We start from the raw sequence: 15,282 nt of genomic DNA, 5'->3' as shown, positions 1-15,282 counted from the left end.
TCGTCCGGCATGCGAGAGGCCCTGCAAGCGGCGTCCGGCTATCCCCGACTCCTGAGCCTGGCGGCCGGGCTCACGCTGCCGCTGGCTTTTGCGCCGTTCGGCTGGTGGTGGTATGCGCCGCTGGTCGTCGCCGTGGGCGCCGGGCTGTGGCCCGGTCGCCGTCCGCGCCGGGCCGCCGCCGCCGGCTTCGCCTTCGGCGCGGGCGCCTTCCTCTCCGGCACCTACTGGCTGTACATCTCCATCACCATATTCGGCGGCGCGCCGGCGGCGCTGTCCGTCTTCCTCATGCTGGGGCTGGTGCTGATCATGGCGGTGTACTACGCGGGCACCGCCTGGCTCGTTGCCCGGCTGACCGGCCGCGACGCCCGTCACGTGCTGTGGGTGCTGCCGGCGGCCTGGGTGACGATGGAGTGGCTGCGGGGCTGGCTGCTGAGCGGGTTTCCGTGGCTGTCACTGGGCTACAGCCAGACCGACGGGCCCCTGGCCGGTTTCGTCCCCCTGGCCGGCGTCTACGGCGCGAGCCTCGCCGTGGCCGTGCTGGCGGCGGCGCTGATCCTGCTCGTGCGCGAACCGCGCTGGCGGGTGCCGGTCGCGGCGCTCGTCGTCGCCGTGCCCGCGGCCGGCGCCGGACTCGCCCGCATCGAGTGGACCGCGGCCGACGGCGAGCCCCTGCGCGCCTCGCTGGTGCAGGGGGCGATCACCCAGGACCGCAAGTGGCTGCCCGAAGAGCGGGCGCCGACGCTCGCCCTGTACCGGCGGTTGACGCTGGCCGAGGCGGATGCGGACATCGTCGTCTGGCCCGAGGTGGCGGTGCCTGCCGAGACGAGCCAGGTGGCCGGCTATCTCGCTGCCATCGACCGGGTCATGGAGGCCCGCGACGCCTCGCTGCTGCTCGGCATCATGGACTATGACGAGCAGCTGGGCGGCTACAGCAACAGCGTCCTGTTGCTGGGGCCCGGCGAAGGGATATACCGCAAGCGCCACCTGGTGCCTTTCGGCGAATACTTCCCGGTGCCCGACTTCATCCGTGAGTGGATGCGGCTGATGAGCCTGCCTTACACCGACACGGCGGCCGGGCCGGAGCGCCCGGAACTGCTGCAGGCGGCCGGCGAGAAGGTGGCCCTGACCATCTGCTACGAGGACGCCTTCGGCGCCGAGCAGCTCTATGCGCTGCCCGAGGCGACGCTGCTGGTGAACGTGAGCAACGACGCGTGGTTCGGCGATTCCATCGCGCCCCATCAGCACCTCCAGATCGCCCGACTGCGCAGCCTGGAGGCCGGCCGCTGGCAGCTGCGCGCCACCAACACGGGCATCACCGCGTTCATCGACCCGCGCGGCCGCATCCACTCGCGCTCGCCCCAGTTCGAGACGGCGGTGCTGCGGGCGCGGGTGCAGCCCCGCACCGGGCTCACGCCTTATGCCGCCGCGGGCAACTGGCCGGTGGTGGGCCTGTGCCTCGCGCTGCTCGCCGCGGCCGCGTGGCCTGCGCTGCGGCGCCGCTGACGGCGGTACCGGCCGCCGGATGCCTCATGTATCCTTGCCGGTCCTGAACGGGTTGGCTGAAGACGGCAGACGATGGACAGCAATTACAGGCCGGAGGCGATAGAGCCGGCCGCCCAGCGCTACTGGGAAGAGCAGCGGTGTTTCGAGGTGGACGAGGATCCCGGCCGGGAGAAGTTCTACTGCCTCACCATGTTCCCGTATCCCAGCGGACGCCTGCACATGGGCCACGTCCGCGTCTTCACCATCTCAGACGTGATTGCCCGCTACCAGCGCATGCAGGGGCGCCACGTGCTGCAGCCGATGGGCTGGGACGCCTTCGGCATGCCCGCCGAGAACGCGGCCATCAAGAACGAGGTGCCGCCGGCGGATTGGACCTACCGGAACATCGACTACATGCGCGGTCAGATGAAGCGGCTCGGCTACGCCTACGACTGGCGCCGCGAGATCACCACCTGCCGGCCCGAGTACTACCGCTGGGAGCAGTGGCTGTTCACGAAACTGTTCGAGAAGGGCCTGGTGTACCGCAGGAACTCGGTGGTGAACTGGGATCCGGTGGATCAGACCGTGCTCGCCAACGAACAGGTCATCGACGGCCGGGGCTGGCGTTCCGGCGCGCTGGTGGAGCGCCGGGAGATCCCCCAGTGGTTCATGAAGATCACCGCCTACGCCGACGAACTGCTGGAGTCGCTGGACGAACTGGATGGCTGGCCGGAGCCGGTGAAGGTGATGCAGCGCAACTGGATCGGGCGGTCCGAGGGCGTGGAGATCGCCTTCCGCGTACCGGGCGAGGAGACGCCACTGACGGTCTACACCACCCGCCCGGATACGCTGATGGGCGTCACCTACATGGCGGTGGCGGCGGAGCACCCGCTCGCGGTGAAGGCCGCCGAGGGTGAAGCGAAGCTGCAGGCATTCCTGGCCGAATGCCGCTCCACCCATGCCGCCGAGGCGGCCATGGAGACCATGGAGAAAAAGGGCATGCCGCTCGGCATCTCCGCCATCCATCCCTTCACCGGCGAGGAAGTGCCGCTGTGGGTCGCGAACTTCGTGCTGATGGGCTACGGCACCGGTGCGGTGATGGCCGTGCCCGCCCACGACCAGCGCGACTGGGATTTCGCCCGCAAGCACGGGCTGCCTATCCGCCAGGTGATCCGCCCGGCCGACGGCTCGGAGGCGGATATGGATGAGGGCGCCTTCACCGAATACGGCATCGTGATGAACTCCGGCGACTATGACGGCATGGACTTCCGTCAGGCCTTCGACGCCATTGCGGACCGGCTCGAGGCCGAGGGCATCGGCCGACGCACGGTGAATTACCGGCTGCGGGACTGGGGCGTCTCCCGCCAGCGTTACTGGGGCACGCCGATACCGATCATCTACTGCGGTGAGTGCGGCGCCGTGCCCGTGCCGGAACAGGATCTGCCGGTGGTGCTGCCGGAGGACGTGACCATCACCGGCGCGGGCTCGCCGCTGAAGGACATGCCGGAGTTCGTCGAGGCCGAGTGCCCGAAGTGCGGGGCTGCCGCCCGCCGGGAGACGGACACCTTCGACACCTTCGTGGAGTCCTCCTGGTATTTCTCCCGCTACACCTGTCCGGACGCAGACTCCATGCTGGACCAGCGCGAGGCCTACTGGATGCCGGTGGACCAGTACACCGGCGGCATCGAGCACGCCATCCTGCATCTGCTCTACGCGCGTTTCTTCCAGAAGCTGATGCGCGACTGCGGCCTGTCCGGCGCCGACGAGCCGTTCACCAATCTGCTCACCCAGGGGATGGTGCTCAAGGACGGCGTGAAGATGTCGAAGTCGGCCGGCAACACCGTGGACCCCCAGGAACTGCTGGAGCGCTACGGCGCCGACACCGTGCGGCTGTTCATGATGTTCACCGCCCCGCCCGACCAGGCGCTGGAGTGGTCGGACTCCGGCGTGGCCGGCGCCAACCGCTTCCTGAAGCGGCTGTGGAAAACGGTGTACGAGCACCTCCATGCCGGCCCGGTCGAGGCCGGCGGCGATGCTGGCGATGAGGCCTGCGAGGCGGCGACCGCGCTGCGCCGCAAGCTGCACGAGACCATCGCGAAGGTGAGCGACGACATCGGCCGGCGCTACACCTTCAACACCGCGGTGGCGGCCGTGATGGAGTTGCTGAACGCCATCAACCGTACCGAGGGCGACGAACCGGCGCTGCGGACGGTGCGCCAGGAGGCGCTGGAAGCCATCGTGCTGATGCTCTCGCCCATCGTGCCCCACGTCACCCACGATCTCTGGCAGGCGCTCGGCCACGAATCGGCGCTGGTGGACCAGCCCTGGCCCGCGGTGGACGAGTCCGCGCTGACCCAGGACACCATCGAGGTGGTAGTGCAGGTCAACGGACGTCTGCGTGCGCGCGTCAGCGTGCCAGCGGATGCCGACAAGGACGCCGTCGTCGAGCGCGCGATGGCGGACGAGAACGTACGCCGCCACACCGAGGGCAAGACCGTACGCAAGACCATCTACGTGCCGGGCAAGCTGGTCAATGTGGTGGTCTGAGCGGCTCCTCGCCCGGTTGCGCGCCCGGTTGCCGGCGCTGCTGCCAATCCTCGTGCTGGCCGGCTGCGGCTTCCAGCTGCAGGGCAGCGAGAGCCTGCCACCGGAGATCGCGCGCACCTATATCAGCTCGGCCGATCGCTACACCGCCTTCCACCGCGCGCTGGGAACCGCCCTGGAGGCGCGTGGCGTGGAGGTGACGGACGACCCGGCCAAGGCATCCGCGGTGCTCGACATCTCCCGGGACGAGACCGGTCAGCGGGTCCTGTCGGTGTCCGCACGCAACGTCCCGCGGGAGTTCGAGATCTACTACACCGTGGAGTATTCGGTGCGGACGTCCGAGGGCACGGTGCTCGAGCCCCAGCGCATCACGCTCACCCAGGACTACACCTGGGAGGAGACGCAGGTGCTCGGCAAGCGGCGCGAAGAGGAGATGCTGCGTGACGCCCTGATCCGCGACCTCGTGCGTCAGGTGGTGCGCCAGCTCGCCAGCATCGACTGAACATGCTCCGCTGTGCCGACTTCGCGGACGCGGCCATCCGCGCCCTGTTCGCGCCCTACCGACTCCGCGCCGAGCGTGTAGCGGATGGCAGCGCCATACCGGGCAGCTACTGGGGCGAACCGGAGGCCGGGCTCGTGGGTCGCACGCTCTGCTACCGGGGCGACACCCCGGTGCACTCGCTGCTACACGAGGGGGCGCACTACGTCTGCCTGTCGCCTGCGCGCCGCGCCGGCCTGCACACGGATGCCGGCGGCGACGACCTCGAGGAATGCGCGGTCTGCTATCTCCAGGTGCTGCTCGCGGATGCGCTGCCCGGCGTCGACCGCGACCGCCTGTTCGCCGACATGGACGCCTGGGGCTACAGCTTCCGACTCGGCAGCGCGGGTGCCTGGTTCCGCCAGGACGCCGCGGATGCGCTGGCCTGGCTGCGGCGCGAAGGCCTGGTGGACGGACGCGGACGGCCACGGGCGGTGCTGCGCGGGGCTGCGGCCTGAGGGCGGGCCAGAGATGACCCAGGCGCGCCAAGAGCGGCCCGACGGAAGAATCCTGGCTGCGGGGGAGCGTGTCTCCTATAGTGGTCGGCCCGTCACGGCAGGGCCTGCACCATGACCGTATTCCTGCGCTACGCGGCCTACGCCCTCGCCACGGGCGGCCTGGTGGGTCTGCTCGTCCTGCTCGAGGTCGAGTTCCCGGGCAGCCTCGGCCTGCAGGTATTCCGTGGTCCGTCCGATGCGCTCGGCACCAGCGAGTACTCCCTGGTCGAGTCCCTGCAGCTCGTGCTGATCGTGGTCAGCGGGCTCGTCTTCGGGGCCGTCGCCTGGTGGCACCGCGGCCAGCGGCCGGTCGCGATCGGTTTTGCCGCCCTGGCGCTGGCCTGCCTGGTGCGCGAACTCGACTACTTTCTGGATCTCTGGTTCGCCGACAATCTCTGGCAGGTGCTGCTCGCCGTCGTGGTGGCGCTCGGCGGTGCCTATCTGCTGCGCCACCGGCGCCGCTACGCCGTCGGCTGGGCGCGGCTGTGGCCGTCGCCGGCGGCCACGCTCCTGTTCGCCGGCGCGGTGGTGCTGTTCCTGTTCTCCAACCTGATCGGACACGAGGCCTTCTGGCGCGTGCTGCAGGGCGATGACTACCGGCGCATCGCCAAGCTGGCGATGGAGGAGATGACGGAACTGGCCGGCTACGCGCTGTGCTTCAGCGGGGCCATCGAGTACTACCTGGAGGCGCGTCAGCTGGAGGGCGCCGGCCCGGCGGCTGCCGGCGATCGTCTCTCGCGGCTGCTGGGAAGGCCCTGAACGGCGCTCTCAGCGGGCGAGATAGCGCTCGAGCCAGTCCAGCACCTGCCGGTGCCACTGCACGCTGTTCGCGGGCTTCAGCACCCAGTGGTTTTCGTCCGGGTACCACAGCAGGCGGCTCTCGACGCCCTGGCGCTGCAGTGCCGCGAACGTGGCCAGCGCCTGCGTGCCGGGTACCCGGTAATCCAGGGCGCCGTGGACCACGAGCATGGGGGTGCGCCAGTTCGTCACGTAGTGCACCGGGTTGTGGTTCTCGTACGTGGTGGGACCGGCGTAATACGGGCCGCCGAATTCGTGTTCGGGGAACCAGAGTTCCTCGGTGCTGAAATACATCATGCGCAGGTCGAACAGCCCGTCGTGATTCACCAGGCAGCGGAACCGCTCCGGCCAGTTGCCCGCGATCCAGTTGATCATGTAGCCGCCGTAGGAGGCACCCAGCGCGCACGCGCGCCGGCCGTCCAGCCAGGGGTAGGCGGTCACTGCCGCCTCCAGGCCGCGCTGCAGGTCGGTGAGGGGCTTGCCGCCCCAGTCGCCGTTGATGGAATCGGTGAACGCCTGACCGTAGCCGGTGGAGCCGTGGAAATCGATGAATACGGCACCGTAGCCCGCCGCGGCATAGACCTGCGGATTCCAGCGGTAGTGGAACTGGTCCGCGAAGCTGCCCTGGGGGCCCCCGTGGATCAGGAAGGCGATCGGATATTGCGCGTCGGGGTCGCGGTCGACCGGTTCCATCACATAGCCGTACACCGTCTCCTCGTTCCAGCCCGGGAAGCTGAACTGCTCGAACTCCGCCATGCGGATATCGGCGAGGTGTTCGTCGTTGACGGCCGTGATCCTCTCCAGCGCCAGGGTCTCCAGGTCGAGCCGGTGCAGGTCGGCCGGTGCGCGAAGGGAATGCTTCACGAACACGACGGATTCCGGCCCGACGCTGATGCTGCCCGCCGTGCCGGCCGCGGTCAGCGGCAGCACGCTGCCGCTCTCGATGTCGATGCGGAACAGCAGCCGCCGGCCCCGGTCCTGGGCCACCGCGTAGATTTCCCGTCCGTCCGTCGAGAACGCGATCTCACTCGGCGAGCGGTCCCACTCCGGCGCCACCTGACGGGTGCGGCCGGAAGCCGTGTCCCGCATCATGATGCGCCGGCGGTCCGACTCGTAGCCCGCCGTCGCCATCGACAGCCAGGCCAGGCGTTCGCCGTCCGGCGAGAACACCGGATGGCCGTCCCGGCCCGGGTTCTCCTCGGTCAGGTTCTGCACCCGGCCGCCGCCGGCGGCGACGGCGTAGAGGTCATAGTCCGTCGACCAGGCCTCCTGGCGGCCTTCGGGTTTGGCCGTGAACACCAGGCCCCGGCCGTCGGGGGAGAAGACATAGTCGGCGACGCCGCCGAAGGGCCGGGACGGGATTTCCGCCAGCAGCCCCGCCGACGCCAGCCGGGGCGGCGCGTCGCCGGCCAGGCCGTCCTCGCCGAGGGCCGCCGTGAACAGACGCGAGACCGTGCCGTCCTCCCAGCGGTCCCAGTGGCGGACCATGAGCCGGTCGTAGACGCGGCCGGTCTCCGGGCTCTCGGCGCGCGCGGCCAGTCGCTCCGCCGTGCACGCGAGGTCCGCCTCGCAGTCCGGCAGGACGGCGGCGGTAAAGGCGAGCGCGGCGCCGTCGGGGGACAGGCGGAAGGTCGATACCGGCACGGCATAGTCGGTGACCTGTAGCGGTTCGCCGAAATCGAGCGGCATCATCCAGACTTGCCGGGAGCCGCTGCGGGCGGACAGGAAATACAGCCGCTCGCCGTCCGGACTCCACTCCGGTGACGTGTCGTTCTCCGGGTCATTGGTGAGCCGTCGTGGCGCGGCGCCTGCGTGCAGCGGCAGCAGCCAGACATCCGTACGCCCGCGGTCGGCCTCCCGGTCGGTCTCCCGCAGCGTGTAGGCCACGGCGCTGCGATCCGGTGCCACCGCCGGTTCCGACAGACGTTTCAATTCGACCAGGTCGTCGGCGGTGAGCCCCCTCGAGCCGGCTGCCGCGGCCGGACCGCCGGTCAGCATGGCGGCCACGGTGGCCATGCCGATGAGGCCGATGAGGCAGGCGGGGCGGCGTGTAGCGGAGAAGGCCACGGCCTCAGAGCACGGTCGGGTTCGGCGCGTCGCCGTAGACCGCTTCGGGGTCGAACACCTTCTCGGTCTCGGTGAACTCGAGCTCCATCCGGCCGCCGACGGCGTCCGACCCCAGCGGGACCTTGCGGTAGAAGCAGGAGCGGTAACCGACGTGGCAGCTGGCGCCACTGCCGGCGACGTCGACGCGCAGCCAGACGCAGTCCTGGTCGTCGTCGATCAGCATCTCGCGCACGTGCTGCACGAGTCCGCTGGTGGCGCCCTTGTGCCACATCACCTGGCGGCTGCGGCTGAAGTAGTGCGCCTCGGCGGTCTCGATGGTGCGCGCGAGTGCCTCGGCATTCATATAGCCCTGCATCAGCAACTCGCCGGTTTCGTAATCGGTGGTCACCACCGGGATCAGCCCGTGCTCGTCGAAGCGGGGCGCGAGTTCGTTACCTTCCTCCACCTGCTCGACGCTGCGGCGGGTCTCGAACCTGACAGTGGGTTCGGCCATGTGTGCTCCTGGGCGATGGGTCGAAAACCCGCCATTATAGGCGATCGACAGCCGGTCCAGTATTGCTATCATGGTCCGCTGACTCGGAATCTTCCGTTGTTTTCTGCCGACAAGGTTTTCCTGGAGAATCTCAGAGAATCTCGCAGCGCCATGACGATACAACTCCACGACACCATGCGAGGGGAGAAAGTCCCCTTCGAGCCCCGCGATCCGGAGCGTGTGACCATGTACGTCTGCGGGCCCACCGTGTACAACTTCGCGCACATCGGCAATGCACGCCCGGCGGTCGTGTTCGACGTGCTGGCGCGCCTGCTGCGCCGTCGCTACCGGCTGATCTACGCCCGCAACATCACCGACGTGGACGACAAGATCAACCAGGCCGCGAAGGACACGGGCCAGCCGATCTCCGCCATCACCGAGCGCTTTGCGGACGCCTATCACGAGGACATGGCGGCCCTCGGCGTGCTGCCGCCGGACATCGAGCCCCGGGCCACCGCGCACATCCCGCAGATGATCGCGATGATCCGGTCGCTGATGGACGCGGGCTATGCCTACGAGGCGGAGGGACACGTGCTCTTCGACGTGGACGCGTACGAGCAATACGGCGCGCTGTCCCGGCGCAACCTGCGCGAGATGATCGCCGGCGCCCGGGTGGAAGTGGCGCCGTACAAGAGGGCGGCTGCGGATTTCGTGCTCTGGAAACCCTCCGGCGAGGATCTGCCCGGCTGGGACAGCCCGTGGGGCCGGGGCCGGCCTGGCTGGCATCTGGAATGCTCAGCGATGTCCGAGACCCATCTCGGCGAGACGATCGACATCCACGGCGGCGGCCAGGACCTGATGTTCCCCCATCACGAGAACGAGATCGCCCAGAGCACCTGTGCCCACGGCGGCCGGCAGTTCGCGTGCTACTGGGTGCACAACGGTTTCCTGAACGTCGAGCACGAGAAGATGTCCAAGTCTCTCGGGAACGTGCTGCTGGTGCGCGATCTGCTGGAGCGCTGGCCGGGCGAGGCGGTGCGGGTGGCGCTGCTGTCCGCGCATTACCGCCAGCCGCTGGACTGGACGGAGGAGCTGATCACCGAGTCCCGCCGCAAACTCGACCGCCTGTACGGCGCCCTGCGCGCTGCGGCGCCGACCGCGGAAGAGGTGGCCGCCGCCGAACCGGCGGCTGACTTTCTCGAGGCGTTGGAGGACGACCTGAATACGCCCCGGGCCATGGCGGCGCTGTTCGACATGGCCCGGCGGGTGAACAAGGCCGGGGACGAGGCCGGGCGCCGCCGCCTCGGCGCCGTGCTGGCCGCGAGCGGAGACGTGATGGGCCTGCTGCAGGAGGACCCGGAGGCCTGGTTCGCCGGCGGCGGCGACGAGCTGCCCGATGCGGAGGCGATCGAGGCACTGCTCGAGCAGCGCCAGACGGCCCGCAAGGCCCGGGACTTCGCGGAGGCGGACCGCATCCGCGACGAGCTGGAGGCGCGGGGCATCGTGATCGAGGACGGACCGGACGGCACGCGCTGGCGTGTGGCGAGCTGAGGGCTATGAGCGAGATCGAACAGGCGGAGCAGGAACTCATCGAGGAATTCGGTTTCTTCGATAACTGGATGGACCGCTACCAGTACCTGATCGAACTGGGCCGGCGGCTACCCGATTTCCCGTCCCACGAGATGACGGAGGAGAACAAGCTGCAGGGCTGCCAGTCGCAGGTGTGGCTGGTGTCCTCGTCGGAGGACGGCCGCATGCATTACCGGGCCACCAGCGACGCCGCCATCGTCAAGGGGCTCATCGCGGTGGTGCTGCGGGTCTACGACGACCGCCCGCCCGAAGACATCGTGGCGGCGGAGCCGTCTTTCATCGCGGCGCTGGGTTTCGACGAGCACCTCAGCCCCACCCGCAGCAACGGGCTGATGGCCATGCTGAAGTCCATCCGCGCGCGGGCGGCGGCGGAGTGCGCCGGCACGACGGCCTGATGGGCGCCCGGCTCCTGCGCGGCCTGCTCCTCGGCCTGATCCGCGGCTACCAGCTCCTGGTTTCCCCGTTCCTGGGCGCGAACTGCCGCTACCAGCCGACCTGTTCCGAATACGCCCGCGAGGCCATCGCCCGCCACGGCGCGCTGAAGGGCGGCGCGCTCGCGCTGCGCCGCATCGGCCGCTGTCATCCCTGGGGCGGCAGCGGCTACGACCCGGTGCCGGAGCCTGAGGACGCCGCCGGCGAACCCCAGCCGCGCCGATGACGGCGCGGGAGTTTTTCCGCGAACTCGTCTACCCCGTCTCCCACGGCGGCCTCGCCGTCGCCGTCGTCTGCTTCGCGGCGCTGGCACTGCTGGCGGTCAAGGCAGGCATGTTCGGCCTCTGGCTGGCGGTGCTGCTGAGCTTCGGCGGGGCCAAATACCTGGTGGCCGTGCTGCGGGCCAGGGCACTGGGCGAGGAGCCGCCGGTGGCGGAGGTCGATCTGTTCAATCCGGCCACGCGGCTGTGGATGCTCGGCGCCTGGGCGGCCATCACGATCGCGAGTTTCGGGGCGCTTCTGCTGCATGGTGCAGGTCACGGCGCGGCGGCGAAGTTCCTCCTCTATGCGGCCGCCTTCGTCTTCCCTGCGGCGGCATTGCGGCTCGCGGTGACCCAGTCGCCGCTGGAGATGCTGCGCCCGCTCGCGCTGGCCGACACGATCCGGAAGACGGGTGCCGCCTACGGCTGGATATTCGCCGCGGCTGCCGTAGCCGCGCTGGTGAACGGACTCGCCGCACGGTTGCCGGTGCCGCTACGATTCCTCGCGGCCGCCTACGAGTTGGTGCTCCTGTTCAGCCTGAGCGGCGCGGTGTTCTACTCCCGTCGCGATGCGCTCGATCTTCCGGTGCGGTGCGCGCCGGAGATCGACGCAGCCCGGCGCCGGCAGGCCGCGGCGCGCGAGCGCAGGGCCGTGCTGGACCACGCGTACGCCCACGTCAGCCGCGGCAATGGCCCGGCCGGCGTGGCGTACGTCCGCCATTGGCTGGAGCGCAACGGCGACGACCTGGAGGCCTGGCGATGGTTCTTCGAGGCGTTAGGCGAGTGGGAGTCGCCCCGCGCCCGGATAAACTTCGGCCGCGACTATATCGCCCGTCTGGGGCGCGCCGGCGCCTGGGAGGAGGCTCTGACCGTGCTGGGCGGCTGCCTCGCTCTCGACGGCAGCTTCCGCCCGCGCGACGACGACAGGAGGCCGCTGCTGGCCGCCGCAGAGCGCCACGGCCGGGCCGGGCTGGCGGCCGCGCTACGGGGCGAGGCGTACCCGGGGTCGGCGCAGGGCCCCTGGCCGAGTGCCTAGCTGCTGCTCGCTACTCGCCTGGCCACTCGCTCAGCTGTGCCGCGGCGCGGGCCGGCCGCACCACAACGCGTTCATCACGTGGGCCAGTCCGAGGACCACGGCGCCCGTCATGGTCAGGGCGGTGTCCGCCGCCGGGCCGTAGACGTGGTGCCCCAGTGTGGCGCCCAGCACGAGCAGGGTGAGCCCGGCGCCGCCCAGCCAGAGCACCGGGTTGCGGCGGTGCTCGCGGTAGCCTCTGGGCAGGGCGATGGCGCTCAGGGGTATCACGAGCGCCAGCATCGCGACGTGGGTCCAGCCGCCGTCGAACCCGAGCCCGACCACGGCCGGCGCCGCCACCGTCGCCAGTGACAGGGCGAGACAATGCAACAGGCAGAGCCCGGACAGCCCGACCGCCAGGCGATCGAGGCGCCGCCGATGTCGTGAGGGGGTGTTTTCCACGGGAACCTGGGGTTACGCTAGCGGGATGATCCGGCGCGTGCCGGTATTGAAAGATATAACATTACGTTTCTGGCGGCAATGGCGGCAGCCGAACCGCGGTCACTGCGACGCGACAGGCCCTCGGCAAGACCCTTGATAAGATCCTTGACGACATCACCTGCGGAAACCTGACGGAAGAACGTCCCGTGAAGCGAAAACTGCTGGAAATCCTCTGCTGCCCCGTGACCCACAAGTCCCTGCACCCGGCGACGCCGGACATGCTCGAACGCCTGAACGCGGCCGTTTCCGAGGGGCGTCTGCTGCGCCACGACGGCAGTCCGGTGGAACGGCGTCTGGAGGAAGCGCTGGTGACGGAGGACGACCGGATCGCCTATCCGGTCGAGGACGGTATCCCGGTGCTGCTGGAAGACGAGGCCATCGCGCTCGCCCAGCTGTCAACGCCCTGACCGGGTCGCCGCGGTTCCCTGCCCGCGCGCCGCGCATGTATGATCGGCGCAATCCCGAGCCCGAAATTCCAGAGTGAAAATCAGCGCCGACCAGCTCAAGGCCCACCTGCAAGAACGAATCCTGCCGCTTTACTTCGTGACCGGCGACGAGCCCCTGCTCGCGGCCGAGGCCCTGGACGCGATCCGCGCCCGGGCCCGGGAGCAGGGCTATGCCGAGCGCGAGGTCCTGACGGCCGAGCGCGGCTTCGACTGGAACCGGGTGCTGGCGGGCGGCGCCAGCCTGTCGCTGTTCGCCGAGAAGCGGATCCTGGAGCTGCACCTGCCCACCGGCAAGCCGGGCGATGCCGGGTCGCGGACCCTGGTCGAACTCACGCAATCCCTGCCGCCGGACACGCTGGTGCTGGTGTCCGCGCCCAAGCTCGAACGCTCGCAGCTGTCCTCCAAGTGGGTGAAGGCCCTGGACGGGGCGGGCGCGGTCGTGCAGGTCTGGCCCGTGGACGCACGCGCGCTGCCCGGCTGGATCGCCGTGCGGATGCGGGAGCTGGGCCTCGAGCCCACCCGCGATGCGGTGCGGCTGCTGGCCGACCGGGTCGAGGGCAATCTGCTCGCCGCCGCCCAGGAACTCGAAAAACTGCGCCTGGTGCATGGCGAGGGGCCGGTGGACGCGGATCAGGTCGAGGCCGCCGTCGCGGACAGCGCCCGCTTCAACATCTTCAAGCTGAGCGATGCCGCCGTCGCCGGTCACGCGGATCGGGCGTTGCGCATCCTCGGCTCGCTGCGCGCCGAAGGCGTCGAGCCGGTGCTGGTTTTGTGGGCGCTCACGCGGGAACTGCGCACCGCCGCGCTGGTTCGCGACGACCTCGAAGCGGGCGTCGCGCTGGCGCGCAGCCTGAAGCAGCGGGGCGTCTGGTCCAGCCGGGAGGACCTGCTGCGCGCCTGCGTGGGGCGGCACAGCCCGGCGAGCCTGCATGCGCTGATGCGCCGGGCGGCCCTCGCCGATCAGGTGGTCAAGGGGCGCGCGCCGGGACAACCCTGGCAGGAACTCGTGGCGCTGACGGCGGGCCTGGCGCGCGGGCCCCGGGTCCGGCGGGCTGCGTGAGGAGCCGGGCTACAGGCGGGGAGGGCGAGCGCCGATGAACCCCATGGGCGTATTCGGCGGGACCTTCGATCCCATCCACTACGGCCACCTGCGGACGGCCTTCGAGCTGCTGCAGGAACTGCGGCTGTCGGAGCTCAGGTTCATGCCCTGCGGCACGCCGCCGCATCGCGGCGAGCCCATCGCGGATGCCGCCCTGCGCGTGCGCATGGTGGAACTGGCGACGGAGGCCCAGCACGGCTTCGTCGTCGACGACAGGGAACTGCAGCGCGAAGGGCCGTCCTATTCGGTCGACACCCTGGCAGCCCTGCGTGCGGAATATCCCACCCGCTCGCTCTGTCTCATCGTCGGCATGGATGCGTTCCTGAGTCTGCCCCGCTGGTACCACTGGCGCGAGATTCTGCAGCTCGCCCACATCATCGTGGCCCACCGGCCCGGCTGGCGCGCGCCCGACATGGGACCGCTCGGCGAGCTGCTGGTCGACCGCGGCACGGGACGCATCGGCGATCTGCACGAGTCACGGGCCGGCAGCATCTATATCCATGCCGTGACCCAGCTCGAGATCTCCTCGTCGGACATCCGGGCGCTGGTCAGGGCGGGGCGCGATCCGCGTTTCCTGATGCCGGACGCGGTGCGGGACCTCATCGACGAGAGCGGCTGCTACCGGGCGGCGGCCGGGGACGAAGACGGCGGAGAATGAGCGGGAACGGTACGGATGACCAAGGACTACGGGAGACTGCATGAACAGTGAAGAGCTGCGCGATCTGGTCGTGGGGGCGCTGGAGGATCTGAAGGCGCGGGACGTCAAGGTGCTCGACGTGCGCCATCTCACGACCATCACCGATTACATGATCATCGCCAGCGGCACTTCGGACCGCCACGTCAGATCCGTCGCCGACCGCGTTATAGAGCGTGCCGGCGAGGCGGGAGTGAAGCCCTACGGCGTGGAGGGCGAGGAGAAGGGAGACTGGATCCTCGTCGACCTGCAGGACGCGCTGGTCCACGTCATGCAGCCCGAGACCCGGGACTTCTACAACCTGGAGAAGCTCTGGGACATCAGCGAGCCCCGGAACAGCGCGGCGTCGACAGAGCGCTGAGCGGCTTTCGTGCGCGTACGAGTCGTGGCCATCGGCGGCCGGCCCCGTTCCTGGGTTGCAGAGGCCTGGGAGCAGTACGCAAAGCGCCTGCCGCCCCAGTGGCGCCCGGAGCTGGTGGAAGTGGCGGGCGCCCGACGCTCGGCCCGGCAGCCCGACGCCGAGGTGAAGGCCGCCGAGGCGGACCGGGTCCGCGGGGTGCTGCGTCCGGACGAGCGGGTCGTCGCCCTGGACGAACGCGGCCTTGAACTCGACAGCGAAGCATTCGCCGCCCGGCTTTCCGGATGGCTCGCCGAGGGCCGGGACATCGCTTTCGTGATCGGTGGCGCCGACGGGCTGGACACGGACTTTCTCGCCGCGGCGGATTTCCGCTGGTCGCTCTCGCCGCTGACCCTGCCCCACGAGATGGTGCGCGCCGTGCTGGCCGAGCAGCTGTACCGCGCCTCCACCATCATCGCCGGCCACCCGTACCATCGGGCATGAATCGGGCAT

At 69.8% G+C, this 15,282-nt stretch carries 17 protein-coding genes; 14 read left to right on the top strand and 3 right to left on the bottom strand.

What is annotated here, in order from left to right; genetic code table 11:
- The first annotated feature begins 9 nt into the window (after positions 1–9).
- The 5 genes from lnt to ACJMKZ_RS15510 all read left to right on the top strand — a co-directional run bounded on the left by lnt (position 10) and on the right by ACJMKZ_RS15510 (position 5,820).
- Positions 10–1,503, top strand: coding sequence for an apolipoprotein N-acyltransferase (lnt, locus tag ACJMKZ_RS15530; protein WP_405234112.1), 1,494 nt, complete (start codon positions 10–12; stop codon positions 1,501–1,503).
- Between the two features lie 72 nt (positions 1,504–1,575).
- Positions 1,576–4,029, top strand: coding sequence for a leucine--tRNA ligase (gene leuS / locus ACJMKZ_RS15525; RefSeq protein WP_405234111.1), 2,454 nt, complete (start codon positions 1,576–1,578; stop codon positions 4,027–4,029).
- A complete protein-coding gene (locus ACJMKZ_RS15520) occupies positions 4,016–4,528 on the top strand; it encodes an LPS-assembly lipoprotein LptE (protein ID WP_405234110.1) in 513 nt (170 codons plus the stop codon). The genes leuS and ACJMKZ_RS15520 overlap by 14 nt, the downstream gene beginning before the upstream one ends.
- 2 nt (positions 4,529–4,530) lie before the next feature.
- Entirely contained in the window at positions 4,531–5,022 is a 492-nt protein-coding gene (locus tag ACJMKZ_RS15515) for a hypothetical protein (RefSeq protein ID WP_405234109.1), read from the top strand.
- Between the two features lie 111 nt (positions 5,023–5,133).
- The gene (locus tag ACJMKZ_RS15510; protein ID WP_405234108.1) at positions 5,134–5,820 is read left to right on the top strand and encodes a hypothetical protein; all 687 of its coding nucleotides are present in this window, start codon (positions 5,134–5,136) and stop codon (positions 5,818–5,820) included.
- 9 nt (positions 5,821–5,829) lie between these two features.
- Here the strand turns inward: ACJMKZ_RS15510 and ACJMKZ_RS15505 are convergent, their stop codons facing one another.
- Complete coding sequence (locus ACJMKZ_RS15505) at positions 5,830–7,926, bottom strand: dipeptidyl-peptidase 5 (protein WP_405234107.1); 2,097 nt, start codon at positions 7,924–7,926, stop codon at positions 5,830–5,832.
- A gap of 4 nt (positions 7,927–7,930) precedes the next feature.
- Positions 7,931–8,419: a phosphoribosyl-AMP cyclohydrolase gene (gene hisI, locus ACJMKZ_RS15500; protein WP_405234105.1), complete on the bottom strand. Its 489-nt coding sequence runs from the start codon at positions 8,417–8,419 to the stop codon at positions 7,931–7,933.
- Between the two features lie 150 nt (positions 8,420–8,569).
- Between hisI and cysS the strand changes: the two genes are divergently transcribed.
- Genes cysS through ACJMKZ_RS15480 form a run of 4 tightly spaced genes read left to right on the top strand, consistent with a single transcriptional unit; the run spans position 8,570 to position 11,716 of the window.
- Positions 8,570–9,949 (top strand): cysteine--tRNA ligase, encoded by a 1,380-nt coding sequence (cysS, locus tag ACJMKZ_RS15495; RefSeq protein WP_405234104.1) that lies wholly within the window; start codon positions 8,570–8,572, stop codon positions 9,947–9,949.
- Positions 9,950–9,954: 5 nt separating this feature from the next.
- Positions 9,955–10,383, top strand: coding sequence for a SufE family protein (locus ACJMKZ_RS15490; RefSeq protein ID WP_405234103.1), 429 nt, complete (start codon positions 9,955–9,957; stop codon positions 10,381–10,383).
- Positions 10,383–10,646 carry a membrane protein insertion efficiency factor YidD gene (gene yidD, locus ACJMKZ_RS15485; protein ID WP_405234102.1) on the top strand — a complete coding sequence of 88 codons (264 nt, stop codon included), beginning with the start codon at positions 10,383–10,385 and terminating at the stop codon, positions 10,644–10,646. Before ACJMKZ_RS15490 ends, yidD begins: the two co-directional genes overlap by 1 nt.
- Positions 10,643–11,716, top strand: a complete 1,074-nt coding sequence (locus tag ACJMKZ_RS15480; RefSeq protein WP_405234101.1) for a hypothetical protein — start codon at positions 10,643–10,645, stop codon at positions 11,714–11,716. The genes yidD and ACJMKZ_RS15480 overlap by 4 nt, the downstream gene beginning before the upstream one ends.
- 30 nt (positions 11,717–11,746) lie before the next feature.
- Here ACJMKZ_RS15480 and ACJMKZ_RS15475 read toward each other — a convergent pair whose 3' ends face one another.
- Entirely contained in the window at positions 11,747–12,154 is a 408-nt protein-coding gene (locus ACJMKZ_RS15475; protein ID WP_405234100.1) for a MerC domain-containing protein, read from the bottom strand.
- Positions 12,155–12,339: 185 nt separating this feature from the next.
- On the opposite strand from ACJMKZ_RS15475, the gene ACJMKZ_RS15470 reads away from it, so the two are divergent.
- From ACJMKZ_RS15470 to rlmH, 5 genes are all read left to right on the top strand, one after another.
- On the top strand, positions 12,340–12,600 hold the full coding sequence (locus ACJMKZ_RS15470) for a Trm112 family protein (RefSeq protein WP_405234099.1): 261 nt from the start codon (positions 12,340–12,342) through the stop codon (positions 12,598–12,600).
- Between the two features lie 73 nt (positions 12,601–12,673).
- Entirely contained in the window at positions 12,674–13,699 is a 1,026-nt protein-coding gene (holA, locus tag ACJMKZ_RS15465) for a DNA polymerase III subunit delta (protein ID WP_405234098.1), read from the top strand.
- A gap of 34 nt (positions 13,700–13,733) precedes the next feature.
- Positions 13,734–14,396, top strand: coding sequence for a nicotinate-nucleotide adenylyltransferase (gene nadD, locus ACJMKZ_RS15460; protein ID WP_405234097.1), 663 nt, complete (start codon positions 13,734–13,736; stop codon positions 14,394–14,396).
- Positions 14,397–14,436: 40 nt separating this feature from the next.
- Positions 14,437–14,793: a ribosome silencing factor gene (rsfS, locus tag ACJMKZ_RS15455; RefSeq protein ID WP_405234096.1), complete on the top strand. Its 357-nt coding sequence runs from the start codon at positions 14,437–14,439 to the stop codon at positions 14,791–14,793.
- Between the two features lie 9 nt (positions 14,794–14,802).
- Positions 14,803–15,273: a 23S rRNA (pseudouridine(1915)-N(3))-methyltransferase RlmH gene (rlmH, locus tag ACJMKZ_RS15450; RefSeq protein ID WP_405234095.1), complete on the top strand. Its 471-nt coding sequence runs from the start codon at positions 14,803–14,805 to the stop codon at positions 15,271–15,273.
- The last annotated feature ends 9 nt before the right edge of the window (positions 15,274–15,282 follow it).

The sequence above is a fragment of the Lentisalinibacter salinarum genome, from assembly GCF_040706555.1.
Taxonomy (GTDB): Bacteria; Pseudomonadota; Gammaproteobacteria; order Steroidobacterales; family Woeseiaceae; genus Lentisalinibacter; species Lentisalinibacter salinarum.
This window is presented reverse-complemented; position numbering and strand designations above follow the sequence as displayed.